The 23,004-nt window shown below is 65.6% G+C and carries 18 protein-coding genes; 8 read left to right on the forward strand and 10 right to left on the reverse strand.

Annotated features, from left to right (window positions below; genetic code table 11):
- Positions 1-268: 268 nt before the first annotated feature.
- From ACZ899_RS13705 to ACZ899_RS13730, 6 genes are all read right to left on the reverse strand, one after another.
- A complete protein-coding gene (locus ACZ899_RS13705) occupies positions 269-1,864 on the reverse strand; it encodes an alpha/beta hydrolase (protein ID WP_203647825.1) in 1,596 nt (531 codons plus the stop codon).
- 7 nt (positions 1,865-1,871) lie between these two features.
- The gene (locus tag ACZ899_RS13710) at positions 1,872-3,827 is read right to left on the reverse strand and encodes a TonB-dependent receptor (protein ID WP_234560672.1); all 1,956 of its coding nucleotides are present in this window, start codon (positions 3,825-3,827) and stop codon (positions 1,872-1,874) included.
- Positions 3,787-4,230: an STN domain-containing protein gene (locus ACZ899_RS13715; RefSeq protein WP_234560673.1), complete on the reverse strand. Its 444-nt coding sequence runs from the start codon at positions 4,228-4,230 to the stop codon at positions 3,787-3,789. Before ACZ899_RS13715 ends, ACZ899_RS13710 begins: the two co-directional genes overlap by 41 nt.
- 76 nt (positions 4,231-4,306) lie before the next feature.
- The gene (locus ACZ899_RS13720) at positions 4,307-5,269 is read right to left on the reverse strand and encodes a FecR family protein (RefSeq protein ID WP_234560674.1); all 963 of its coding nucleotides are present in this window, start codon (positions 5,267-5,269) and stop codon (positions 4,307-4,309) included.
- Entirely contained in the window at positions 5,262-5,798 is a 537-nt protein-coding gene (locus tag ACZ899_RS13725) for an RNA polymerase sigma factor (protein ID WP_234560675.1), read from the reverse strand. Before ACZ899_RS13725 ends, ACZ899_RS13720 begins: the two co-directional genes overlap by 8 nt.
- A 406-nt stretch (positions 5,799-6,204) precedes the next feature.
- The gene (locus ACZ899_RS13730) at positions 6,205-7,263 is read right to left on the reverse strand and encodes a glycerophosphodiester phosphodiesterase family protein (RefSeq protein ID WP_203647829.1); all 1,059 of its coding nucleotides are present in this window, start codon (positions 7,261-7,263) and stop codon (positions 6,205-6,207) included.
- A gap of 142 nt (positions 7,264-7,405) precedes the next feature.
- Here ACZ899_RS13730 and ACZ899_RS13735 point away from each other — a divergent pair, with 142 nt between their 5' ends.
- The 4 genes from ACZ899_RS13735 (at position 7,406) to ACZ899_RS13750 (ending at position 12,637) form a co-directional block, all read left to right on the forward strand.
- Entirely contained in the window at positions 7,406-8,422 is a 1,017-nt protein-coding gene (locus tag ACZ899_RS13735) for a DUF4917 family protein (RefSeq protein WP_203647830.1), read from the forward strand.
- A gap of 76 nt (positions 8,423-8,498) precedes the next feature.
- A complete protein-coding gene (locus ACZ899_RS13740) occupies positions 8,499-9,020 on the forward strand; it encodes an RNA polymerase sigma factor (RefSeq protein WP_203647831.1) in 522 nt (173 codons plus the stop codon).
- Complete coding sequence (locus ACZ899_RS13745) at positions 9,017-9,964, forward strand: FecR family protein (protein ID WP_234560676.1); 948 nt, start codon at positions 9,017-9,019, stop codon at positions 9,962-9,964. Before ACZ899_RS13740 ends, ACZ899_RS13745 begins: the two co-directional genes overlap by 4 nt.
- A 120-nt stretch (positions 9,965-10,084) precedes the next feature.
- Entirely contained in the window at positions 10,085-12,637 is a 2,553-nt protein-coding gene (locus tag ACZ899_RS13750) for a TonB-dependent receptor (protein WP_234560677.1), read from the forward strand.
- Positions 12,638-12,670: 33 nt separating this feature from the next.
- On the opposite strand, the gene ACZ899_RS13755 is transcribed toward ACZ899_RS13750, so the two are convergent.
- The 4 genes from ACZ899_RS13755 to ACZ899_RS13770 all read right to left on the reverse strand — a co-directional run bounded on the left by ACZ899_RS13755 (position 12,671) and on the right by ACZ899_RS13770 (position 15,629).
- Complete coding sequence (locus ACZ899_RS13755; RefSeq protein ID WP_062572979.1) at positions 12,671-13,165, reverse strand: helix-turn-helix transcriptional regulator; 495 nt, start codon at positions 13,163-13,165, stop codon at positions 12,671-12,673.
- A complete protein-coding gene (locus tag ACZ899_RS13760; RefSeq protein WP_234560678.1) occupies positions 13,165-13,437 on the reverse strand; it encodes a hypothetical protein in 273 nt (90 codons plus the stop codon). Before ACZ899_RS13760 ends, ACZ899_RS13755 begins: the two co-directional genes overlap by 1 nt.
- A gap of 167 nt (positions 13,438-13,604) precedes the next feature.
- Positions 13,605-14,825, reverse strand: coding sequence for a class I SAM-dependent methyltransferase (locus ACZ899_RS13765; RefSeq protein ID WP_203647834.1), 1,221 nt, complete (start codon positions 14,823-14,825; stop codon positions 13,605-13,607).
- 195 nt (positions 14,826-15,020) lie between these two features.
- Complete coding sequence (locus tag ACZ899_RS13770; protein ID WP_234560679.1) at positions 15,021-15,629, reverse strand: TPM domain-containing protein; 609 nt, start codon at positions 15,627-15,629, stop codon at positions 15,021-15,023.
- Positions 15,630-15,832: 203 nt separating this feature from the next.
- Here ACZ899_RS13770 and bglX point away from each other — a divergent pair, with 203 nt between their 5' ends.
- The 4 genes from bglX (at position 15,833) to ACZ899_RS13790 (ending at position 22,905) form a co-directional block, all read left to right on the forward strand.
- Positions 15,833-18,124 (forward strand): beta-glucosidase BglX, encoded by a 2,292-nt coding sequence (gene bglX / locus ACZ899_RS13775; protein ID WP_234560680.1) that lies wholly within the window; start codon positions 15,833-15,835, stop codon positions 18,122-18,124.
- A 117-nt stretch (positions 18,125-18,241) separates the two neighbouring features.
- Positions 18,242-19,999 carry an ATP-binding protein gene (locus ACZ899_RS13780; RefSeq protein ID WP_203647835.1) on the forward strand — a complete coding sequence of 586 codons (1,758 nt, stop codon included), beginning with the start codon at positions 18,242-18,244 and terminating at the stop codon, positions 19,997-19,999.
- The gene (locus ACZ899_RS13785; RefSeq protein ID WP_232854628.1) at positions 19,993-21,327 is read left to right on the forward strand and encodes a sigma-54-dependent transcriptional regulator; all 1,335 of its coding nucleotides are present in this window, start codon (positions 19,993-19,995) and stop codon (positions 21,325-21,327) included. Before ACZ899_RS13780 ends, ACZ899_RS13785 begins: the two co-directional genes overlap by 7 nt.
- A gap of 258 nt (positions 21,328-21,585) precedes the next feature.
- The gene (locus ACZ899_RS13790; protein ID WP_420713634.1) at positions 21,586-22,905 is read left to right on the forward strand and encodes an MFS transporter; all 1,320 of its coding nucleotides are present in this window, start codon (positions 21,586-21,588) and stop codon (positions 22,903-22,905) included.
- Positions 22,906-23,004: the final 99 nt, after the last annotated feature.

Consider the following 23,004-nt stretch of genomic DNA (forward strand, 5'->3'; position numbering starts at 1 on the left):
CGCGCGGCGCATCGCGGCACAAGGCCGCTCCTACATCTGTTTCGGGCCAGTCAATCCTGTGCCATTGCCGGGTCCGCCTTGTGGGTACGACGCGGTTTCAGCGTGAGCACTACTGGCGCTTCACCTGTCTCAAGACATGCACCAAGGCGGGCAACCATGGCCTGACAGGTTCGGCACGTTGCAACAAATGTAGGAGCGGCCTTGCGTCGCGATGCGCCGCGCGGGCGGCGCTCGATCTCATAGGCGCAGAGGATCTATCGCCGAACGCTTACGGCACACAAGCCCGCGCAACAACCTGTGCTCCCTGCCCAAGCAAGCTGATCAACCCACAGGGCAGGCTCCCGCGCCATTGCAGATAGTCATGCCCGGCAGGAAACTCCACCTGTTCTACCCGGTACCCCTTGGCCAGCAGCACATCGCGCAGATGGCGGTTGGTATCGAGGATCCTCGGTCCCTCGAACAGCCCCGCCTGCAGGTAGAACCGCAATGGCCGGCGCGGTGCCTTGACATACTCGCGGGTCAACCAGCCAGACTCGTCGCCGGCCATCGGCCACCAGTAGGAGCCGGACATGCTCAGCACATTGCCGAACAATTCCGGGTGCCTGAGGCCCATGTAGGCCGACGCCAGGCCGCCGTAACTGGACCCGGCGACCACGGTGCGCGAAGCCGGCGCCGCCAGTCCCTGGCGGCTGGCCCAGGGCATCAGCTCTTCGGCCATGAAGCGGGCGAACAATGGGTTGGGCGGCAGCTCCCGCTCGCGGCTTTCGCTGCTGGGGTTGGCGATGATCAGCGCCGCAGTGGGCGGGATCAGGCCGTCGGCCATCAGGTTGTCGAGTATCGTCGGGGTCGGCACCTGGCGGGTGTAGGCATGGGCATCGAACAGCACCAGCAAGGCCTGGTCAGCCTTGCCCGGGCGCCAGCCCGCCGGGCGGTAGAGGTAGATATCGCGCTCGTTGCCCAGCACCTCGCTGGCCAGGCGCTTGCGCTCCAAAGAGCCACGGGCCACCCCGGCACGCTCGGCGACCCAGGGCTGGGGCGCCGCATCCGCAAGCTCCAGGCGTGAACGCGATAACCAGGCATCGCCGCTGGCGTCGGCGAAGGTGTTGGGGTTGAGCGGGTCGCGCCGGGTGCTGGCGAGGATCACCCGACGGTCGTCGGATACCGGCACATCCGGGGCCATCTGGTAACTCAGGCGGGTGGCCGCTGGCACCTCGAAGCTGTGAAACCAGACATCGCTCGCACCCATCCGAGACAAGGGCTCGTGGTTGCCAGAAGGCGCACCGAACATCCGCACATTGTCCCGTGCGCCACGCCAGAGGAAAGTGACCAGCCGCTTGTCCGGCTGCCCTGGAATTACTTCGACCAGCGGCGTCCCTTCGCCCGCACGTGCCTTCCAGAACGCATCGGTGCCTCCACCAGACGCCAGTTGCTGCTGCAGAGCACGCATTGTCGGGCTGAGCAGGGGCGCAGCAGTTCGACGCTGCTCGCTGGACGGCTGCACCTGCTCCAAGCTCACGCTGAAGCGTTCTGCCGGTCGGATCGCCAAGGGTTCGGCGCGCACTCCGTAGCGGCCATCCTGCGGCGCGACGAACAGGAACTCACGGGGTTGATCCAGGCCGTCGATCAGCAGGCGCAACGGCCGCCCCTCGGTATCCAGCAGGCGCAGGCTGACATCACCGTCGACCCGACCACGCACCAGGTCCCCGGCCTTGAGCGCCAACTGCCAGGTTGGCGGATGCGCTGCGTCGACCTGGCCGGCGACCGATTTTCCAACCTCAAGATCGGCGTGCGCGGCCGCCAGGGCCGCATTCGAGCACAGTGCAGCCAGCAGCCATGCACCACTCAAGCGCTTGAATCGCTGCATGCCCACCTCAGAAGTCGACGCTGGCGGAGAGTTTGAGCGTGCGCGGTTCGCTGACGGTGGCGTAGCCATCGTTGAACACGCCGGCCCAATAGGCCCGGTTCTCGACGTTCTCCAGACTGGCGCGCAGGGTCACCTCCTTGCTCAGCACCCTGGTCGCATAGCGCGCGCCGAGGTCGTAGCGGGTCCACTGCGGGATCTTCAACTGGTTGGCGGAATCGAGGTACTGGGAGCTGCTGTGGATACCCAGGGCGGTCAGGGTCAGGCCCTCGACCCCGGGCAGGTCCCACTCGGCGCCGAGGTTGGCCGACCAGGCCGGCACGCCGCGGGCGGTGTTGCCGTCCATGGCGCCATTGGCGGTCTTGCTCAGCACCGCACGGGTGTAAGTCACGCCACCGAGCAGGCGCACGCTGGGGACGACTTCGCCGAACATCGTCCACTCAACCCCTCGGTTGCGCTGCTCGCCGTCATCGTTGTAGCGATTGCTGGGCTTGTCGTAGATCATGCTGGGCTTGTCGATCTGGAACACCGCCAGCGTGTGGGTGAAGTCGCCCAGGTCCCACTTCACCCCGGCCTCCATCTGCTTGGCGACATAGGGCGCGAACTGCTCGCCGTAGTTGGCGGCCTTCTGGTCGGTGACCATGCCGCCCTGGGTCAGGCCCTCGATGTAGTTGGCATACAACGACACCGGCGCTTCCCAGGGCTTGAGCACGATGCCCACGGCCGGAGTCAGCTTGCGCTCGTCGTACGCAGGGTTGCTCATCTTCTGGCGCACGCGCTGGGAACGCACCCCGAGGGTGAGCAACACCCGCTCGTCCAGGAAGCCCAGGGTATCGGCCACGGCAAAGCTCGACAGGGTGTTGTCGCCGGTCTTGGTGCTGCTGCCGTGGTCGCCGGCGATGATCGCCTTGCCCGGGTGGTAGATGTTGGTGGGGTACTTGGCTCCGGTGACCGTTGGCGCACGGCCGATGTCCTGGTGCAGCAAGGTGGTGCTGAGCACCATCTGGTGGCTGACCGGGCCGGTCATGAAGTTGCCGCGCAGACCGGCCTCGGTAGACAGGCTGTGGGTGTAGCCGGCCTGGTTGTAGGTTTCCCCCGTAGCCGTGCCGTCGGCCTTGTTCACCACCACCCGCGTACCGTTGAGGAAACCATCGTAGCGCGTGCGCGCGCCACCGACGCTGGCGTAGGCGCTCCAGCTGTCATCGAGCTGGTACTCGCCACGCACCACCATGGCCTTGCTGATCTGCCGGGCGTGGATGCCTTCGAGGATGTTGGTGTCCGGCTTGGGTGCGCGGGTTACGTGGTTGAGGCCGCTGAAGCCGGCCATCATCGGGCTGCCGTTTTCCAGTTTCTCGTGGTTTTCGTAGGCATCCAGTTCGAGCTTGAAGTCATCGCCCCGATAGTCCAGGGCCAGCGCCGCCAGGGTACGGTCCTTGGACTGTTCGTCGACACCCGTGTCGCCGCTGCCGTAGACGCCATTGAAGCGAATGCCGAAGCGGCCATCGGCGAAGCGCCGGCCGACATCGATATGCTCGGCGACATAACCATCGGACACGTAGCTGGTGGTCAGGCGGGTCAACGGCGCATCGCCGGCGCGTTTGGGCACCAGGTTGACCACCCCGCCGACACCACCGTTGGGCGCCATGCCATTGAGCAGCGCGCCCGGTCCCTTGAGCACTTCGACGCGCTCGAGGAATTCGGTCGGCACGTGACCATCGGGCGCCAGGCCGTAGAGTCCACCCAGCGCCAGCTCGGTGGAGTCCAGGGCATAGCCACGGATCATGAAGTTCTCGTAGGCATGCCCTTCACCGGTGCTGAAGCGGATCGACGGGTCGTTGCGCAACACCGCGCCGACCGTGCCGCTCTGCTGGTTCTCGATGGTCTTGGCGGTGTAGGCGGTGACGCTGAAGGGGGTGTCCATCAGGTCACGGTTGCCCAGCATGCCGATGCGCGCGCCACGGGCCACCTGGCCACCGCTGTAGCTTTCCGGCAGGTCGCTGTTGAAGCCCGAGGCATTGACCGTGGTCGCCCGTCAGGGCACCCTGGTCGGTCGGGCCGCGCAGGATGATCACGCCGTTTTCTTCCACTGCCACCAGGTCGCTGCCGGCCAGCAGCTGGCGCAGGGCCTGCAACACCGTGTAGCGGCCCTGCAAGGCAGGCGCGCTGCGCCCGGCCAGCACACGGCTGTCGGCGGCGATCGCCACCCCCGATTCATGGGCCAGGGCATGCACCGTGGCCTCCAGCGACTGCCCCGGCAGGTCGAGGTTCAGCGGCTGGCTATCGGCCAGGGCCAGGCCGCTGCCGCCGAGGGCGCAGGCCAGGGCCAGGCGCCGCAGGGTGCCGGGGAAGCGGGGGGTGAAAAGCGACATGATCGGTCCTTGCAGGAGGTGGGTTCACAGCTGATGACGCGGCAGCGGCGGTTTACCCCTCAAACTTTTTTGGGCGTCAGCGCGGCACGACCAGACGCTCGCCACCCTGCTCCAGCAGCCTGACCGGCAGGATCCCCGGCAACGCCTCGAGCAACACCTCGGGGCGTTCGCTCGGGAAGCTGCCGGTCAAGCGCAGGTTGGCCACCCCCGGATCGACCCGAACGGTCCGTCCGACATAGGCATTGAGCTCGCCGATCACCTCGACCAGCGGCTGGTCGGTGAACGACCACCATCCCCGCTGCCAGTGCGCCAGGTCCGGGCCGAAGCGGCCACCGGCACGCAAGCTGCCCAGCCGCCCCTGGCCATCCAGGCAGATGCGTTCGCCGGCTTGCAGCACCTGCTCGCCACCTTGCAGGTCGCGCACCTGGACCCGCCCCCTGGCCACCGCCACCTGGACCCGGTCGCCACGGTCGCTGACCGTGAAGGCAGTGCCCAGCACCTGCACCAGGCCCAGGCGCGTGCTGATCATGAACGGTCGCCACAACTCATGGGCGACATCGAAGAACACGTTGCCGTGCAGCAACAGGACCTGCCGCTGGCCATGATCGAAACGCACGCGCAGGTTACTTTCGGCCGCCACCAGCAACTGGCTGCCATCCGGCAATGCCAGCGCCTGCGGCGCTTGCGCGTGGGCCGTCTGCAGGTCCTGCTGGAACGCTGCGGTGCGCTTGTACATCCAGCCCAGCCAGCCACCGGCAGCCAGCAGCAAGGCCAGCGCGCCGCCCTGGCGCAACACCCGCCGGCGACCGACATCGCAGGCCTGCGGCTGCAACGCGCCACGCAGCTGCGGCGCGAGGCGGTGAACCAGCTGCCAGCGCTGTTCGGCTTCCAGCCAGGCGCGCTCATGCTCGGCGCTGCGCCCGCGCCAGCGCTGCGCCAAGCCGTGAGTCTTGCGCACGCGCTCCGGATCGTCCCCTTGCAGCGCCGCCAGGTACACCAGCGCCTGTTGCACCTTGCGCGGCGCGGCCGGCTCAGTCATGACGGCTCGCCAGGCGCAGCTCGGACAGGTCGAAAACCGCCCGGGCGATATGCAGCTCCACCGACTTGGCCGACAGCGCCAGGGCCTCGCACACCTCACGGTGACTGTGGCCGTGCAGGCGCACGCGAACGAACACCTCGCGGCGCAGCCTGGGCATGCGTTCGATGCGGGCGATCAGGTGCTGCAGCTGCTCGCGCGCGATCATGATCTCTTCCACGCTGGGGCTGAGCCAATCGGCCCGCGCCAGCCAGTCTTCCAGCGCCGCCAGTTCGGTGCTGCGCCGGCGGTACTGGTCGATGCACAGGTTGCGCGCCGCCTGGAACAGCAAGGCCCGGGCATTGATCACCGGTGCGTTGAGCGCGTGGGCGTAGGCCTGGGCGAAGCTGGACTGGGCGATATCGGCGGCGTCGTCAGGATTGCGCAGCCGCCCGCAGAGATAGCGGCGCAGGTCGCTGTAATGGGCGAGCAGATCATCGACGGCCGCCTTGAGGGCAGGCTGGGCGTGCCAAACGCGGGAAAGGGAGGTCATTGCGGATGTGGCGAGGGCCGTTAATAGGAATTCCTATCATTCTCACACATGCCAATCGGCCATCGCTAGTGTCCTGTCTCGGAAATACGTTCTCTTTTGGCGAGTGGCTTGGGTGTTCGGCCAAGGCGCCGCGACGAGTCATAGCAGGGCTATGGCGAGGAGTGGTAACGCCGGCCGGGCGCCCAAGACGCCGCCAAAAGTGAACAGCTTATTTCCGAGACAGGACACTAGTGTGGTGTTTTGCAAATACGACCAATAAATCGCGAGCGATTTTTGCGCTCAGGCAAGGCGTCGCGACGAGTCGTAGCCCAGCTACGGCGAGGAGCGACAACGCCGCATGAGCGCAAAAAACGCCGCGAGTTATGGTCGTTATTTGTGAAACACCACACTAGCATCATCGTGTCGATCAGTAACCCAGCTTGCGCAGCAACTGGCCCTCGTTCTGCGGCAACGGCCGGCCGTAGAAACGCATCAGCTCAGCGGCGCGGTTGGTGAAGATGCCATCGACGCCGGCTTTCATCGCCTTGTCGAAATCCACCGCCTCGTCGAGGGTGTAGACGTGCACCAGCAGGCCCTTGGCATGGCTGGCCTGGTTCATCCACGGCTGGATCAGGTCGGAATAGCTCTGCTCGCCCAGGCGGGTGCGGATCGCCGAAGGGCCGGTACCGATGGCGCCGCCGGCCTTGGCGTAGTCGAGCCAACGCTCGAACTCGGCACGGTCCTTGGGCTGCTGGCGAGCGTAGAAGGCCGACTTGTCCTGCTCGCCGGACTCGGCGAAGTCCTGCCCGGAGGCCGGTTCGATGCTGCCCTTGGCCACCCACAGCAAGAGGATCTTCGGCACCTGCGGCATGGCTTGGTGCAGCAGCTTGAGGCTGTTGCGGTCGAAGGTCTGCAACACCACCCGGCCCGGCTTGTCGAGCCAGCCGCGGGCTTCGAGGCGTTTCTTCAGGTCCTGTTCGATGCCAGGGAACTGGGCCGGTTCCTTGGTCTCGATGTACAGGCCGGGGTGACGCTCGGGGTTGCCTTCGGCGATGTCGATCACCTCGTCCAGGGTCAGGATGCGCTGGCCCTTGAACGCATCCCGGGCACGCTGGGGATAGGCCTTGTTGAACCAGCTGCCGGCATCCAGCGCCTTGAGCTCGGCCAGGGTGAAGGCGCTGACCGGGCTGGCCTTGCGCTCCGGGTAACGTTCGGCGACGTCGCTGGTGCGCGCCAGCACATCGTCGTGGACTACCACCAGCACGCCATCGCGGGTGCGCTGCAGGTCCATTTCCAGGTAGTCAGCGCCCAGTTCACGAGCCAGCAGGTAGGCGGGAGTGGTGGACTCGGGGGCGTCGAACGAGGCGCCGCGGTGGGCGATCACGGCCGGGTGAGGGATGTCCTGGGCACTGGCGAGGGCCTTGCCATCAGTGGCATGGGCGGCAGAGCTCGCCAGCAGGGTGGCCAGGAGAAGGGTCTTGTACATGGGTAGTCCTTTGCAGATCGGGGCCGGCCTCCGGAAGACGCCGGCAAGGTCAACGGTGCAGTCCTTGAAGGCGCAAGCCTCGCACACTCTGCATGACATGCTAAAGTCCCCGGCGTTTTCCGCCCCACCCAACGGACCGCCCATGCCCGCACTCGACGCCCACCTGCCCTCCTGGGCCGACCTCAACCAGCGCCACCCCAGCACGGCCCTGCTGCTGGGCAACGGCGCCAGCCGCGCGCTGTGGAAACCGTTCGGCTACTTCTCGTTGTTCGAGCAAGCCCAGCAGGTGCGACACAAGGCGCTGGGCGTGAGCGACCAGGCGCTGTTCAAGGCCCTGGGCAGCGAACTGTTCGAGCCGGTGCTCAGCACCCTGAACACCACGGTAAGGGCCAACGCCGCGCTGGCGATCAACTCCACCGCGCCGCTGAACCGCTACTACTCGATCAAGGAAGCGTTGATCCACGCGGTGCGCGCCGTGCACCTGCCCTGGCCGCTGTTCCCCGACGCGACACGCACGGCCATCAACCAGGCGCTGCGCCAGTACCGCACCGTCTACACCAGCAACTACGACCTGATCCTGCCCTGGGCCGTGGCCCAGGATGCGCAAGGTTTCGCCAGCCTGTTCGACGAGCAGGGTTTCTTCGATGTGCGCCGCAGCCAGGTCGAAGGCATTCGCGTGCTGCACCTGCATGGCGGCATGCACCTGCTTAAACTACCCGACGGCAGCACCCGCCAGCGCGGCGCGGAACAGGCCGAGCTGCTCGAAGGCTTCGCCGTCAACATCCCCGGCGAAGTGCCGCTGTTCGTCAACGAGAGCCGCAGCGAGGACAAGCTGCGCGCCATCCGCAACAGCGACTACCTGTCCTGGAGCCTGGGGCAACTGGCCCGCGAACAGGGTGGCCTGTGCCTGTTCGGCCAGCACCTGGATGCCAGCGACCAACACCTGCTCGAGGCCATCCGTCAGGCACGGCCCCAGCACCTGGCCATCGCCATCCGGCCATTGAGCGAGGCTTCGATCATCAACCAGAAGCAGCACTTTATCGACCGCTTCGCCGATCTTGCCCAGGTTCCCCTGCATTTCTTCGACTCAGCCAGTCACCCCCTCGGGCTGGCAGAATTGGCGATCGCCGTGCCCGTCAACCACGCTCGTCGGCGCTAAATCGATCACTTTGCAAATGTAAATAATTCTCGATAAGATCCGCACCCTTTCCTCCACGCCAGCCCGGAAAGCGTGCATGCAGCGCCCCAAGCCCGACCCTGTCGCCCACGGTTTCTATGCCGACATCCTGCATTTCCTGCGCAAGCGCATGGACAATGCCAGCGATGCCGCGGACATGACCCAGGATGTGTTCGCCCAGTGGCTGGGCTACCGGGACCGGGCCAAGGTGGAGCAGCCGCGCGCGTTCCTGTTCCAGGTGGCCCGCAACCTGCTGAGCGACCATTGGCGACGGCAGAAAGTCCGCCACGCGGTGCTGGCCGACGACACCCTGCCCGAGGCACATGACACTCCCGCCAATGACCCGCTGGACCACGCCCAGCAGCAACAGCGGCTGAATCAATTGCGCCAGGTGCTCAGCGAACTCTCGCCGCGACGCCGCGAAGCCCTTATGCTGCACCGTTTCGAAGGCCTGACCCAGGCCCAGATCGCCGAACGCATGAACATTTCCGTCAGCATGGTCGAGAAGCACATCGCCGCCGCCCTGCTGCAATGCAAGCAACGCCTGGACAGTGACAACGGCACGGAGCAGTTCCCATGACCCCCACCGACGAGCTCGACCCGCGGCCGATCGACGCCCAGGCGGCGAGCTGGTTCAGCCGCAACCGCAACCAGCCTTCGCGCCAGGAGCGCAAGGCGTTCGCCCTGTGGATGCAGACGCCCGAGCACACCCGCGCCTACCGCCAGTTCGAACAATTGTGGGATGACCTGGCCGCGCTCAAGCAGGCCAACCGCCCCGTGCCCTTGCCGGTGCGCCGCGCGCCACGCTGGCGCCCGGCCCTGGCAACCGCGGCGGCCCTGCTCTGCGCGGTGCTGGCGGGCAACCTGGGGGCGGGCAGCACCGCCTTCAGCCAGCGCATCGCCGCCGGCCAGGCCTTGCAGACCCTGCAACTGCCCGACGGCAGCCAGCTCTTCGTCAACGCCCAGACCCGCCTGCGCCTGGACTTCAGCGCCGAGCGGAGGCTGATCCACCTCGACCGCGGCCAGTTGTACATCGAGGTCGCGCCCGACAAGGAACGCCCCTTGTTCGTCGACGCCGGCAGCGGCCGAGTGCGCGTGGTCGGTACCGGCTTCGACCTGCGCCGTGGCGAGCGTGAACTGGTGGTGGCGGTTGCCCACGGCCAGGTGGCGTTCGATACGCCGGGCGAACGACAACCGCCCGTGCTGCTCGGAGCCCGTCAGGGCGCCACCTACGACCTGGCGCGCGGCAGCCTGACCCGCCACGAACTCGGTGAGCAGCAAGTCGCCGACTGGCGCGAGGGCCATGTGAGCTTCCGCAACCGCGAGCTGGCCAGCCTGGTCGACGAGCTCGGCCTGTATCGCCAGCACCCGGTGGTGCTGGCCGATCCGGCGCTCGGCCGCTACAAGGTGTCCGGCAACCTCGACGTGCACGACCCGGACGCCCTGCTCAATGCCCTGCCGGCGCTGTTGCCGGTCAAGACCACCTTGCTCGCCGACGGGCGCCTGCGCATCGAGCGACGCTAAAAAAATAATTTGAGAATTTTTATCATTCGCAGGTGAGGTTTTGTCGCAACGCCGCGTCTTCCTCCCCGCCTGCCGCGTGATGGCGGGCTTTTTCCGGCCTTTTGCCGTTTGGGGGAATTCATGTTGTCCGCGTTGCGTCCATTGCACTGCCTGCCTGCCCGACCCACCCTGCTGGCCCTGTGCCTGGCCATGAGCCTGGCCGCCGAAGCCGCGCCGGTGCCCTTCGACCTGCCGGCGCAACCGCTGGCCCGTTCGCTGAGCCAGCTGGCCCAGCAGGCCAAGGTCCAGCTGCTGTTCGACGAGGCCCTGCTCGGCAGCGCCCAGGCACCGGCGCTCAAGGGCGACTTCGAGGCCGAGGCGGCCATCGGGCGCCTGCTGGTGGGCAGCCGCTTCAGTGTCGTACGCATGGGCAACACCTACGTGGTGCGCCTGCGCGAGGACGCCCCGAGTGCCGACAACAGCATCCAGCTCGGCGCCTTGAGCATCGTTGGCGACGGCAAGCAGGTGGAGCCCGGCAACGTCGGACGCTCGACCCTCGACCAGGAACAGATCGACCGCTACCAGCCGAACAACATCCCCAGCGTGCTGGCCACCTTGCCAGGCGTGAACATGGGTGGCTCGGCCAAGCCCGGCGGCCAGACCATCAACATCTGGGGCCTGGGCGACGCCGAGGACGTGCCGATGACCCTCGATGGCGCGCCCAAGAGCGGCTTCGAGCGTTACCAGCAAGGCACGATCTTCATCGAGCCGGAACTGATCAAGCACATCGAGGTGGAGAAAGGCCCGCACTCGGTGAAGACCGGCAACGGCGGCTTCGGCGGCAGCGTCAACATGGAGACCAAGGACGCCGGCGACCTGCTGCAGGAAGGCCGCAACAGCGGCGCCATGCTCAAGTATGGCTATGCCAGCAACGACCATCAGCAGATCTACAGCTCGGCGCTTTTCGGCCGCAGCGATGACCGGCGCTTCGACGGCCTGGTCTATTACACCAAGCGCGACGGCGGCAACCTGAAAATGGCCGACAACCTGCCGGACCCGAACAACCAGTGGCCGGTCAACCCCAAGCGCGTGCCCTACAGCGCCCTGGACCTGGACGGCATGCTGCTCAAGGGCAACGTCCACTTCACCGACGAGCACAGCCTGGGCCTTTCCTACTCGCGCTCCGAAACCGACCGCTGGACCACCTTCGCCGCCACCGCCTACCCGGCGCCCCCCTCGGCGGCGGACATCAAGAAGTACGGCTATGAAGGCTCTCTCAAACGCTTCCTGGCCTATCGCACCACCATCGACACCACCTGGTCGGCCACCTACAAGTACCAGCCCATCGAGAATCCGTGGGTCGATTTGCAGGTGAAATACTCCGAGTCCGACACCAAGCAGACCGACGAGCGTGAAGCCACGGCGTTCTTCCAGCCGTCAACCGGTGGTCGCAAGATGGACACCGAGTACAAGGACCGCATGCTCGATGTGAAGAACACCAGCAGCTTCCTCACCGGTCCGCTGGAACACGCGCTCACCGCAGGCGTGCAGGTTCGCCGCCACGATCGCGACACGCAGATGTGGATGCCCGGCAAGACCTATGAAGTGCCCAAGTACAACTATGGCCACTACCAGCCGTACTTCATGCCCAGCGGCCAGGTCGACAGCCAGGGTTACTACCTGCAGGACGCGGTCACCCTGGGCAGCGTGACCATCACGCCGTCGTTGCGCTATGACCACGTCACCAACGAGGGCAAGCCCAACCAGGCGCCCTACTACAACAACCCGGCGGCCGGCCACGACTACAGCGACAAGACCTACAGCGGCTGGTCGCCACGCCTGTCGCTGTTCTGGAAGGCCACCGAGCAGACCGTGCTGTTCGCCGACTACAGCAAGACCTGGCGCGCGCCCGTGCTGGATGAGCAGTACGAGGTGCAAGGCGTGGGAAGCCGTACATCCACCAGCCGCAATCTCGACCCGGAACGTATCACCGGCGTGCGCGTGGGCAGCATCAGCGATTTCTCCAACGTGTTTGTCCAGGGCGACAGCGCCCAGGTACGCACGACCTTGTTCCGCAACAAGATCACCGACGAGATCTTCAAGGCCACCGGGGTCGGCTGCCAGGAGCAACTGGCCACCGGCGGCAGCATCGCCAACACCTGCGGTGGCGGCCTGATGGGCAACTACCGCAACATCGGCGACGTGGAGTACAAGGGCTTCGAGATCGAAACGTTCTACGACTCCACCTACCTGTTCGGCGCGGTGTCGTACGCCTGGATGGAAGGTCGCCACGAGGGCGCCTACACCAACCCTTGGGGCCCCGACGTGTGGGCCAAGGATGTGCCGGCGCCGAAATGGATCACCACCCTGGGGGTCAAGATTCCGTCCTGGGACGCCCGTGTCGGCTGGACCGCGCAGTTCGTCGGCGCTACCCACCACCTGCCCAGTGACAAGTACTTCGAGGGCCCGGCCAGTGCTCTGGGCGACCGCTACTACGACAACTTCGGCAACGAGAAGTACGAGATTCACGGCCTGTTCGCCAACTGGAAACCCCAGCAGCCGTACCTCAAGGGCACCGAGGTCAACCTGACCGTGGACAACCTGTTCAACAAGGCCATCCGGCCGGAGCTGTCGGGCGAGAACGCCTACACCCAGGGGCGCAATGCCAAGATCAGCGTGACCCGGTTCTTCTGATCCTGCGCAACGGCGATGATGCAATGGACTGCATCACCTGCCACTCGCCACCCGTTCCTGGGCCCTGGCGACATTCACCTGCATCGCCACGACAGCCAGTTCATGGAGCGCCTGGGCAACAGCGTGGGTACCCCGTTCCTGCATCCAGGCCAGGATATCGGCCAGGTGCCAGAGCGAAAGGCTGCCGTCATGCACCGGGGCCGGGAAAGTGCGGTGATGCGTGAGCATGAGCTTGCGCATGTTCTGTCGGGACACCCCCACCAGCGCCGCCACATCGGTCAGGCCGACCAGGTCCGGACTGGCTTCGATCAGGCGGGCCTCCGGCAAGACCTGCCGGACATTCTCCAGGGCGCTGTGCATCGCTTCCCGCGCAGTCTTGCCCTCGCGGGCGAAGGCCAGGGCCAGGCGACCGGGCTGACCGCTACCGACCACCGCGTCATCGCAACCGGCCTCTCCCAGAAGCTCGATCAGTGCATCGACATCCACGCCGTCGTGCAATTGGTACTTGAGGGTGAATTCGTACTCCATCACTTTCGCTCCACTGGCTGATTGACGATCCCACGCATCGACGTGCAGTTGTCCACGACCCGGCGCAACTGGCGAGCGAAGGTGCCCGGATTTCTGGGTGTGCTCCACACGCTGGTGATGCAGAACTCGCCACAGCGACATTCGCGGTCGTTGTAGGGGCAATAGATCCGCCCCCAGCAATGGCCGCCCCGCACCGTGACTTTCCAGCCCTGCGCCTCAGCGTGTGTCAGGGACTGCTCGACTTCCTTGTTTGGATGGAGAGGACGGGCCATCGATTGAGCTCCAGTATGGGCATGGGAATAAGGTTGTCAAGTGACAACCATACGACGCCGACGGGCGTCACCACAAGCCAGACTAGGTGCCAGAGAGGCTGCAACAGGCTCAGAAAGACTCTTTCGGAAACGGCCTAACCGAAACTGGGAAGGTGCTGTAGGTTCAATCACCCAGCAATCAGACCATCCGCCTGCAGCAGGGTTTCCAGGCAATGCTCGCGTACCCCATAGAACGCCTTGAGCTCGGCGATCTTCTCCAGCAGCGCGGCATTGTCCTGGGGCTGTCGGCGCTTGACCGCAAGAATCATCTTGTTCTTGTTGGTGTGCTCGAGCGAGATGAATTCGAACACCTTGGTCTCGTAGCCACAGGCCTCAAGATAGAGCGCGCGCAGGCTGTCGGTGAGCATTTCGGCCTGCTGCCCCAGGTGCAGCCCGTATTGCAACATCGGTTGCAACAGGCCGGGGCTGCGCAGTTGCGGACGAACCTGCTTGTGGCAGCACGGCGAGCACATGATGATCGCGGCGTTGCAGCGAATGCCGGTGTGGATGGCGTAGTCGGTGGCAATGTCGCAGGCATGCAGGGCGATCATCACGTCGATGGCCTCAGGCACCACGCTGCGCACATCACCGCATTCGAACACCAGGCCCGGATGCTCCAGGCGCGCGGCGGCGGCGTTGCACAGCTCGACCATGTCTGGACGCAACTCGACCCCGGTGACCTGCGCCTCACGCCCGAGGGTATTGCGCAGGTAGTCGTGCATGGCAAAGGTCAGGTAGCCCTTGCCCGAACCGAAGTCGGCGACTTTCAGCGCCTGCTGCGCATCCACCGGCGCACCGCTCAAGGCATGGTCGAAGACTTCGATGAACTTGTTGATCTGCTTCCACTTGCGCGACATCGACGGGATCAGCGCGCCCTGCCCATCGGTCACCCCCAGGTCGCGCAGGAACGGTCGCGACAGTTCCAGGTAGCGCTTTTTCTCGCGGTCGTGCCCGCCAGCCCCCGCCTCACGCGGCGCCGGCTGGGCCAGGTGACGGCGCAGCATCGGTTTGCCCTTCTTGCTGAACTCCAGTTGCACCTCGCCGGCGGCGGTGAACAGGTGCGCGTTGCGAAAACTCTCCGGCAGCAGCTCGGCCACCAGCGCCAGCGCCGGGTCCAGCCCCAGGTTGCGGGTGATGTCGCGGGTCTGGTGACGGTAGACCAGCGACAGACAGGCCTGGCCCTTGATCTGCACCGGCTTGGCGATGATCCGCTGCAGGGTCTGGTCGGCGCCGACATGACGGGCCAGCACCAGCTTGCTCAGGCTGCCATCAGCCAGGGCATCGGCTAGCAGGCTCAGGAACTGGGCACGCGGGTCCGGCGCGGTGGGGGCGGAAGAAGGGGACGACATGGGAACGGGTGCCTCGGAATGCGGGGGCGCGATGCGCAATGCCGGGCATTCTACGTCGATGTCAGGCCATCGCGAACCCCTGTGGGAGCGGGCTTGCCCGCGAAGCCGATAACTCGATGCATGACACCGGCTTCGCCGGTGTTCGCGGCGCAAGCCCGCTCCCACGACAACAAGCATTGATTCAGACCACGAGAATCAGTCGAGAATCACCAGGCGGTTGGGCAGCTCGTTGCGCGCATGGGTGGGCGGCACGTGTTCGCTGAGCAGCTCGCCGCAGGCCTCGATGCACTCGACGAAACCCTGCAGGGTATGGCCCTGGCGCACCTGATCGGTGAAGCGGGCGACGATCGCCTCGCGTGCCTGCTCGGGCAGGTGCCGGGCAATGCCCTCATCAACCAATATCTCGACATGACGCTCGGCTTCGCTGACGAAGATCAGCACCCCCGTGGCACCAGCGGTACGCTGCAGGTTGAGCTCGAGAAACTGCTGGCGGGCCAGGCCCGACGCACGCCGGCGCCGCAGCACCACCGGCACCACCCAGGCCGCCAGGCGCGGGTGGCGCAACAGCAGGCACAGGCTGATGAAGGTCAGCATCTGCGCCAGCAGCAGGCCATTGACGCCAATGCCGCCCAGCCACAGGTGCAACGCGCCAGGGATCAGCAAGGCCAGCAGGGCGGCCCAGAGCAACGGCAGGTAGGGAAAGTCGTCGGCGCGGCGGGCCAGGACGGTCACCAGCTCCGCATCGGTACGCCGCTCGGCGCGGGCGATCGCCTCGGCGATCTGGCGCTGTTCGTATTCGGTCATGCCATCGTCTCTCGAGCGTTCTTATCGTTGTTATCCCGGCAATCGGGTGGGCGAGAGTGTATCTCAACAAACGCCTCATATAAGGCATAATCCGCGACTGCGCCGGATCATGGATGAATGATCCACAGAACCGCCAGCGGACGCGACAATAACAGGCGTACGAAACGTCTCGGCCAGCCGCATATCACTCGACAACGGAATTGATGATGAAACTGTCTTTGCTGGGCCTGGCCATGGGCCTTGCCAGTCAGGCGGCCCTTGCCGCCCCAACCGCCGCGCCCCTGCAAGACAAGCAGGCGTTCATCGACCATCTGGTCGGCCAGATGACCGAGGCCGAGAAGATCGGCCAACTGCGCCTGATCAGCATCGGCCCCGAGATGCCCCACGAGAAGATCCGCGAGGAAATCGCCGCCGGACGCATCGGTGGCACCTTCAACTCGCGTACGGCCCCCGAGAACCGGCCGATGCAGGACGCGGCCATGCGCAGCCGTCTGAAGATCCCGATGTTCTTCGCCTACGACACTATCCACGGCGAGCGCACCATCTTCCCGATCGGCCTGGGCCTGGCCTCGTCCTGGGACATGGACGCCATCGCCAAGGTCGGCCGCACCTCGGCCATCGAGGCCGCCGCCGATTCGCTGGACATGACCTTCGCGCCGATGGTCGACATCGCCCGCGACCCACGCTGGGGCCGCACCAGTGAAGGTTTCGGCGAGGACACCTACCTGACCTCGAAGATCGGCCAGGTGATGGTCAAGTCGTTCCAGGGCTCGAGCCCGGCCAACGCCGACAGCATCATGGCCATCGTCAAGCACTTCGCCCTGTACGGCGCGGTGGAGGGGGGGCGCGACTACAACACGGTCGATATGAGCCTGCCGAAGATGTACAACGACTACCTGCCGCCCTACCGCGCCGCGCTCGACGCCGGTGCCGGCGGGGTGATGGTGGCGCTGAACTCGATCAACGGCGTGCCGGCCACCTCCAACACCTGGCTGATGAACGACCTGCTGCGCAAGGAGTGGGGCTTCAAGGGCGTGACCATCAGCGACCACGGCGCCATCCAGGAACTGATCCGCCATGGCGTTGCCCGCGACGGCCGTGAGGCCGCCAAGCTGGCGATCAAGGCCGGCATCGACATGAGCATGAACGACACCCTCTACGGCGAGGAGCTGCCAGGGCTGCTGAAGTCCGGTGAAGTCAGCCAGGACGAACTGGACCAGGCGGTGCGTGAAGTGCTGGGCGCCAAGTACGACATGGGGCTGTTCAAGGACCCCTATGTGCGCATTCCCAAGGCCGAAACCGACCTGAAGGACTACTACGCCGAAGACCGCCTGCACCGTGACACCGCCCGCGACGTGGCACGCCGTGGCCTGGTGCTGCTGGAGAACCGCGAGCAGACCCTGCCGCTGAAAAAGGCCGGCACCATCGCCCTGGTCGGTCCCCTGGCCGATGCGCCGATCGACATGATGGGCAGCTGGGCCGCCGATGGCAAACCGCAGCACTCGGTCACCGTGCGCGAGGGCTTGCGCCGTGCCGTGGAAGGCAAGGCCAAGCTGGTCTACGCCAAGGGTTCGAACGTGACCGGCGACAAGGCCATGTTCGACTACCTGAACTTCCTCAACTTCGACGCACCGGAAATCGTCGATGACCCACGTCCCGCCGCCGTGCTGATCGACGAAGCGGTCAAGGCCGCCAGGCAGTCGGATGTGGTGGTGGCCGTGGTCGGCGAGTCCCGTGGCATGTCACACGAATCGTCGAGCCGCACCACCCTGGAGATCCCGGCGGTGCAACGCGACCTGATCAAGGCGCTGAAGGCCACCGGCAAGCCGCTGGTGCTGGTGCTGATGAACGGCCGTCCGTTGTCGATTGCCTGGGAGCGCGAGCAGGCCGACGCCATCCTCGAGACCTGGTTCAGCGGCACCGAAGGCGGCAACGCCATCGCCGACGTGCTGTTCGGCGACTACAACCCGTCCGGTCGCCTGGCCATCACCTTCCCACGCTCGGTCGGGCAGATCCCGATGTACTACAACCACATGCGCATCGGCCGTCCGTTCACCCCGGGCAAGCCGGGCAACTACACCTCGCAGTACTTCGAGGAGCCGAACGGCCCGCTGTACCCGTTCGGCTACGGCCTGAGCTACACCAGCTTCGAGCTGTCGGGGCTGGCGCTGTCGCAGAAGGAACTCAAGCGTGGCGGCACCCTGCAGGCCAAGGTTACGGTGAAGAACACCGGCAAACGTGACGGCGAGACCGTGGTACAGCTGTATATCCAGGACCAGAGTGCGTCAATGAGCCGCCCGGTCAAGGAACTGAAGAACTTCCAGAAAGTCATGCTCAAGGCCGGCGAAGCGCGAACCTTGACCTTCGACATCAGTGAGCAGGACCTGAAGTTCTACAATGGCCAACTGCAGCACGTCGCCGAAGCTGGCCAGTTCAATGTGCAGATCGGCCTCGACTCGCAGGCGGTGCAGCAGCAGAGCTTCGAGCTGCGTTAAGCAGGTTCGGCCCTTCGCGGGGCAAGCCCGCTCCCACAGGAACATCTGCAATCCTGTGGGAGCGGGCTTGCCCCGCGATGAGGCCGGCACAGACAACCGAGATCCCGGATCCGCCCCATGCCCTCATCCTTCCGCGCCCTGCGCCTGGGTTTGATCATCCTGCTGATCCTGGTCGGCACCACCCTCAGCGCCGGCTGGGCCATGCACCAGGCCAAGCGCCAGGCCATGGAAACCGACGCCCGCCGGGCCAGCGAGCAACTGGGCCTGTATGCCAACGCCCTGCACACCCTGATCGAGCGCTATCGCGCCCTGCCTGCGGTGCTGGCGCTGGATCCGGAGCTGATCGCGGCCCTGCGCGGTCCGATCACCGAGCCGGTGCAGGACGCCCTGAACCGCAAGCTCGAACGCATCAACGGCGCCGCCAACTCCTCCACCCTGGAGCTGCTCGACCGCACGGGCCTGGCCATCGCCGCCAGCAACTGGCGCCTGCCGACCACCTATGTCGGCTCCAACTACGGCTTTCGCCCCTATTTCAAGCAGACCCGCAGCCAGGGCAGCGGCCGGTTCTATGCCGTCGGCGTGACCAGTGGCGTGCCGGGCTACTTCCTGTCCAGCGCGGTAAACGACGAACATGGCCGCTTCCTCGGCGCCATGGTCGTCAAACTTGAGTTCCCGGAGCTGGAACGCGAGTGGCGCCAGGGCAGCGATATCCTGCTGGTCAGCGATGCCCGCGGCATCACCTTCATCGCCAATCAGGACGGCTGGCGCTACCGCGAGCTGCAACCGCTGTCCGGCGCCGACCGCGCCGAACTGGCCGAAACCCGCCAGTACGACAAGCAACCGCTGGTGCCCCTGCAGCACCAGGCCCTGACCCGCTTCACCGACACCAGCCACCTGACCCGCGTGCAAGGCCCGGATGGCACCGCCGAGTACCTGTGGGAGCGCCTGCCCCTGGAGGCCGAAGGCTGGACCCTGCACTTGCTGCGCAAGCCGCAGGTCGCCGAGGATGGCCGCAACGCCGCCCTCGCCGCTGCAGCCATCTGGCTGAGCCTGGTGTTCGCCGCGCTGTTCGTCAGCCAGCGCCTGCGCCTGGCCCGCCTGCGCCAACGCAGCCGCGAAGAGCTCAAGCGCCTGGTCGAGGAGCGCACCCGTGAGCTGCATACCGCCCAGGAAGGCCTGGTGCAATCGGCCAAGCTGGCGGCGCTGGGGCAGATGTCGGCAGCCCTGGCCCACGAAATCAACCAGCCGCTGACCACCCAGCGCATGCAGTTGGAAACCCTGCGCCTGCTGCTCGACCATGGCCGCCATGACGAAGCCCGCCAGGCCCTGGAGCCGCTGGAGCAGATGCTGACCCGCATGGCCGCGCTCACCGGCCACCTGAAGACCTTCGCCCGCAACAGCCCCGGCGGCCTGCGCGAACGTCTGGACCTGGCCACGGTGGTCGACCAGGCGCTGCACCTGCTGGATACCCGCATCCGCGCCGAAGGCGTCGAAGTGGCGCTGTACCTGGCCCGCCCGGCCTGGGTCCGCGGCGACGCGATCCGCCTCGAGCAGGTGCTGATCAACCTGCTGCGCAACGCCATCGACGCCATGGCCGACAAACGTTACAAACGCCTGGAGATCCGCATCGAGGCAGACGATGGGCAATGGCGCCTGAGCGTGCTCGATTCCGGTGGTGGCATCCTCGACTGCGACCTGGACCGGGTCTTCGATCCGTTCTTCACCACCAAGCCGGTCGGTGAAGGGCTGGGCCTTGGCCTGGCCATCTCCTATGGCATCGTCATCGACGCCGGTGGCCGCCTGCAGGTCGAGAACCTGCCGGGCGGTGCCCGCTTCAGCCTCACCCTGCCCCGCGACCTGGAGCCTGTATGTTGAATTCGGTGATTGTCGTCGACGACGAAGCGAGCATCCGCACCGCGGTGGAACAGTGGCTGAGCCTGTCGGGCTTCAGCGTGCAACTGTTCGCCCGCGCCGAAGACTGTCTGGACAGGCTCGAGCCGCACTTCCCCGGGGTGATCCTCAGCGACGTACGCATGCCCGGCATGTCCGGCCTGCAACTGCTCGAACAGCTGCAGGCGAACGACCCCGACCTGCCGGTGATCCTGCTCACCGGCCATGGCGATGTGCCCATGGCCGTGGAAGCGATGCGCAATGGCGCCTATGACTTCCTGGAAAAGCCGTTCACACCACAGCACCTGATGGGCAGCCTGCGCCGGGCCCTGGAAAAGCGCCAGCTGGTCCTGGAGAACCGCCACCTGCATGAGCAGGCCGACCTCAAGGCGCAGCTGGAGAACACCCTGCTGGGCATGTCCCAGGGCTTGCAGCAACTGCGCCGCCAGGTGCTGGAGCTGGCCGGCCTGCCGGTCAACGTGCTGATCCGCGGTGAAACCGGCAGCGGCAAGGAGCGCGTGGCGCGCTGCCTGCACGACTTCGGCCCGCGCGCCGACAAACCCTTCGTCGCCCTCAACTGCGCGGCCATTCCCGAAACATTGTTCGAGGCCGAGCTGTTCGGCCATGAAAGTGGCGCGTTCACCGGTGCCCAGGGCAAGCGAATCGGCAAACTGGAGTACGCCAATGGCGGTACCGTGTTCCTCGACGAAATCGAGAGCATGCCCCTGGCCCAGCAGGCCAAGCTGCTGCGGGTGATCCAGGAACAGAAGCTCGAGCGGCTGGGCGCCAACCAGAGTATCAGCGTCGACCTGCGCATCATTGCCGCGACCAAGCCGGACCTGCTTGAAGAAGCCCGCGCCGGGCGCTTTCGCGAAGACCTGGCCTATCGCCTGAACGTCGCCGAACTGCGCTTGGCGCCCCTGCGCGAACGGCGTGAGGACATCCCGCTGCTGTTTGAGCATTTTGCCCGCGGCGCCGCCGAACGCCTGGGGCGCAGCGCCCCACCGCTGAGCGGCGCGCAACTGGCGCGCCTGCTGGCCCACGATTGGCCGGGCAATGTGCGCGAGCTGGCCAATGCCGCCGAACGGCATGCCCTGGGGTTGGGCTCGCCGGCTTTGGAGGTCGCGTCCGGCGGGCAATCCCTGGTCGAGCAGATGGAAGCGTTCGAGGCCCAGTGTCTGCGCGCTGCATTGCGTCAGCACAAGGGTGAGATCAAGGGCGTGATGGAGGCACTGCAACTGCCGCGGCGCACACTCAATGAAAAGATGCAGCGGCATGGGTTGGCGAGAGAGGACTTTCTTGAGCGCGAATGAGCGGATTCTTGCCTATCCACTGGCGAGAACAAGCGAAATTCCGCTCACTCACTGATCCTCCGAGGCACTTCTTCGCGGGGCAAGCCCGCTCCTACAAGGATATGCATTACCCGCAGGTTACAGGGGTTGCGTGGGAGCGGACCGGCTCACGATGCACCCAAACGGATCACTGCGCCCCCACCTGGCACACCTCCTGCAAAACCCTTCTCAAGCTGCGCCTCGAGCGCGCTCCACAAAAACAACGAGAAGGTATCCCTGATGGATAACGCCAGCACTCTGCCCACCGGGGCGGCCGTTGCGCCCGCCGCGCAAAAGTCCACCGCCAGCCGCCTCAAATCGATCTTCAGTGGTTCCATCGGCAACATGGTCGAATGGTACGACTGGTATGTCTACGCCGCATTCTCGCTGTACTTCGCCAAGGCCTTCTTCCCCGCCGGCGACACCACCGCCCAACTGCTCAATACCGCCGCGATCTTCGCCGTGGGCTTCCTCATGCGTCCGATCGGCGGCTGGCTGATGGGCCTGTACGCCGACCGCAAGGGCCGCAAGGCGGCACTGATGGCATCGGTGCTGCTGATGTGCGCAGGCTCCCTGGTCATCGCCCTGACCCCGGGCTACGAGACCATCGGCGTCGCCGCGCCAGTCCTGCTGGTCATCGCCCGCCTGATGCAGGGCTTGTCGGTGGGTGGCGAATACGGTACCTCTGCCACTTATCTGAGCGAGATGGCCAGCAAGGAACGCCGTGGCTTCTTCTCCAGCTTCCAGTACGTCACCCTGATCTCGGGTCAGCTCATCGCCCTGGCGGTGCTGATCGTCCTGCAGAACACCCTGACCACCGAGGAGCTGTATGCCTGGGGCTGGCGCGTGCCGTTCGTGATCGGCGCGCTGTGCGCGGTGGTCGCCCTGTACCTGCGTCGCGGCATGGAAGAAACCGCGTCCTTCACCAAGAAGGAAAAATCCAAGGAAAACCTGATGCGCACCCTGCTGCGCCATCCCAAGGAGCTGATGACCGTAGTCGGCCTGACCATGGGCGGAACCCTGGCCTTCTACACCTACACCACCTACATGCAGAAGTATCTGGTCAACACCGTGGGCATGAGCATCAGCGACTCGACCACCATTTCGGCGGCCACGCTGTTCCTGTTCATGTGCCTGCAACCAGTGATCGGCGGGCTGTCCGACAAGATCGGTCGACGCCCTATCCTGATCGCCTTCGGCGTGCTCGGCACCCTGTTCACCGTGCCGATCCTCAGCACCCTGCACACCATCCAGACCTGGTGGGGCGCGTTCTTCCTGATCATGGCCGCGCTGATCATCGTCAGCGGCTACACCTCGATCAACGCCGTGGTCAAGGCCGAACTGTTCCCGACCGAGATCCGCGCCCTGGGCGTCGGCCTGCCGTACGCGCTGACCGTGTCGATCTTCGGCGGCACCGCCGAGTACGTGGCCCTGTGGTTCAAGAGCGCCGGCATGGAGACTGGCTACTACTGGTACGTCACCGCCTGCATCGCCTGTTCGTTGCTGGTGTACGCGACCATGAAGGACACCAAGCAGCATTCGCGGATCACCACCGACTGATCCCTCCTCGCAGAACTGAAAAGGGGCGCTCCGGATGACCGGGCGCCCTTTTTTAATGGATTGTGAGCCGAATAATAGCGTCATTCGGCTCACATCATG

Source organism: Pseudomonas sp. TE31087, assembly GCF_057284075.1.

Excerpts from the sequence above, each read along its gene's own strand:
- ACZ899_RS13705 (WP_203647825.1), bottom strand. The coding sequence starts at position 1,864 with ATGCAGCGATTCAAGCGCTTGAGTGGTGCATGGCTGCTGGCTGCACTG.
- ACZ899_RS13715 (WP_234560673.1), bottom strand. The coding sequence starts at position 4,230 with ATGTCGCTTTTCACCCCCCGCTTCCCCGGCACCCTGCGGCGCCTGGCC.
- ACZ899_RS13720 (WP_234560674.1), bottom strand. The coding sequence starts at position 5,269 with ATGACTGAGCCGGCCGCGCCGCGCAAGGTGCAACAGGCGCTGGTGTAC.
- ACZ899_RS13725 (WP_234560675.1), bottom strand. The coding sequence starts at position 5,798 with ATGACCTCCCTTTCCCGCGTTTGGCACGCCCAGCCTGCCCTCAAGGCG.
- ACZ899_RS13730 (WP_203647829.1), bottom strand. The coding sequence starts at position 7,263 with ATGTACAAGACCCTTCTCCTGGCCACCCTGCTGGCGAGCTCTGCCGCC.
- ACZ899_RS13735 (WP_203647830.1), top strand. The coding sequence starts at position 7,406 with ATGCCCGCACTCGACGCCCACCTGCCCTCCTGGGCCGACCTCAACCAG.
- ACZ899_RS13740 (WP_203647831.1), top strand. The coding sequence starts at position 8,499 with ATGCAGCGCCCCAAGCCCGACCCTGTCGCCCACGGTTTCTATGCCGAC.
- ACZ899_RS13745 (WP_234560676.1), top strand. The coding sequence starts at position 9,017 with ATGACCCCCACCGACGAGCTCGACCCGCGGCCGATCGACGCCCAGGCG.
- ACZ899_RS13750 (WP_234560677.1), top strand. The coding sequence starts at position 10,085 with ATGTTGTCCGCGTTGCGTCCATTGCACTGCCTGCCTGCCCGACCCACC.
- ACZ899_RS13755 (WP_062572979.1), bottom strand. The coding sequence starts at position 13,165 with ATGGAGTACGAATTCACCCTCAAGTACCAATTGCACGACGGCGTGGAT.
- ACZ899_RS13760 (WP_234560678.1), bottom strand. The coding sequence starts at position 13,437 with ATGGCCCGTCCTCTCCATCCAAACAAGGAAGTCGAGCAGTCCCTGACA.
- ACZ899_RS13765 (WP_203647834.1), bottom strand. The coding sequence starts at position 14,825 with ATGTCGTCCCCTTCTTCCGCCCCCACCGCGCCGGACCCGCGTGCCCAG.
- ACZ899_RS13770 (WP_234560679.1), bottom strand. The coding sequence starts at position 15,629 with ATGACCGAATACGAACAGCGCCAGATCGCCGAGGCGATCGCCCGCGCC.
- bglX (WP_234560680.1), top strand. The coding sequence starts at position 15,833 with ATGATGAAACTGTCTTTGCTGGGCCTGGCCATGGGCCTTGCCAGTCAG.
- ACZ899_RS13780 (WP_203647835.1), top strand. The coding sequence starts at position 18,242 with ATGCCCTCATCCTTCCGCGCCCTGCGCCTGGGTTTGATCATCCTGCTG.
- ACZ899_RS13785 (WP_232854628.1), top strand. The coding sequence starts at position 19,993 with ATGTTGAATTCGGTGATTGTCGTCGACGACGAAGCGAGCATCCGCACC.
- ACZ899_RS13790 (WP_420713634.1), top strand. The coding sequence starts at position 21,586 with ATGGATAACGCCAGCACTCTGCCCACCGGGGCGGCCGTTGCGCCCGCC.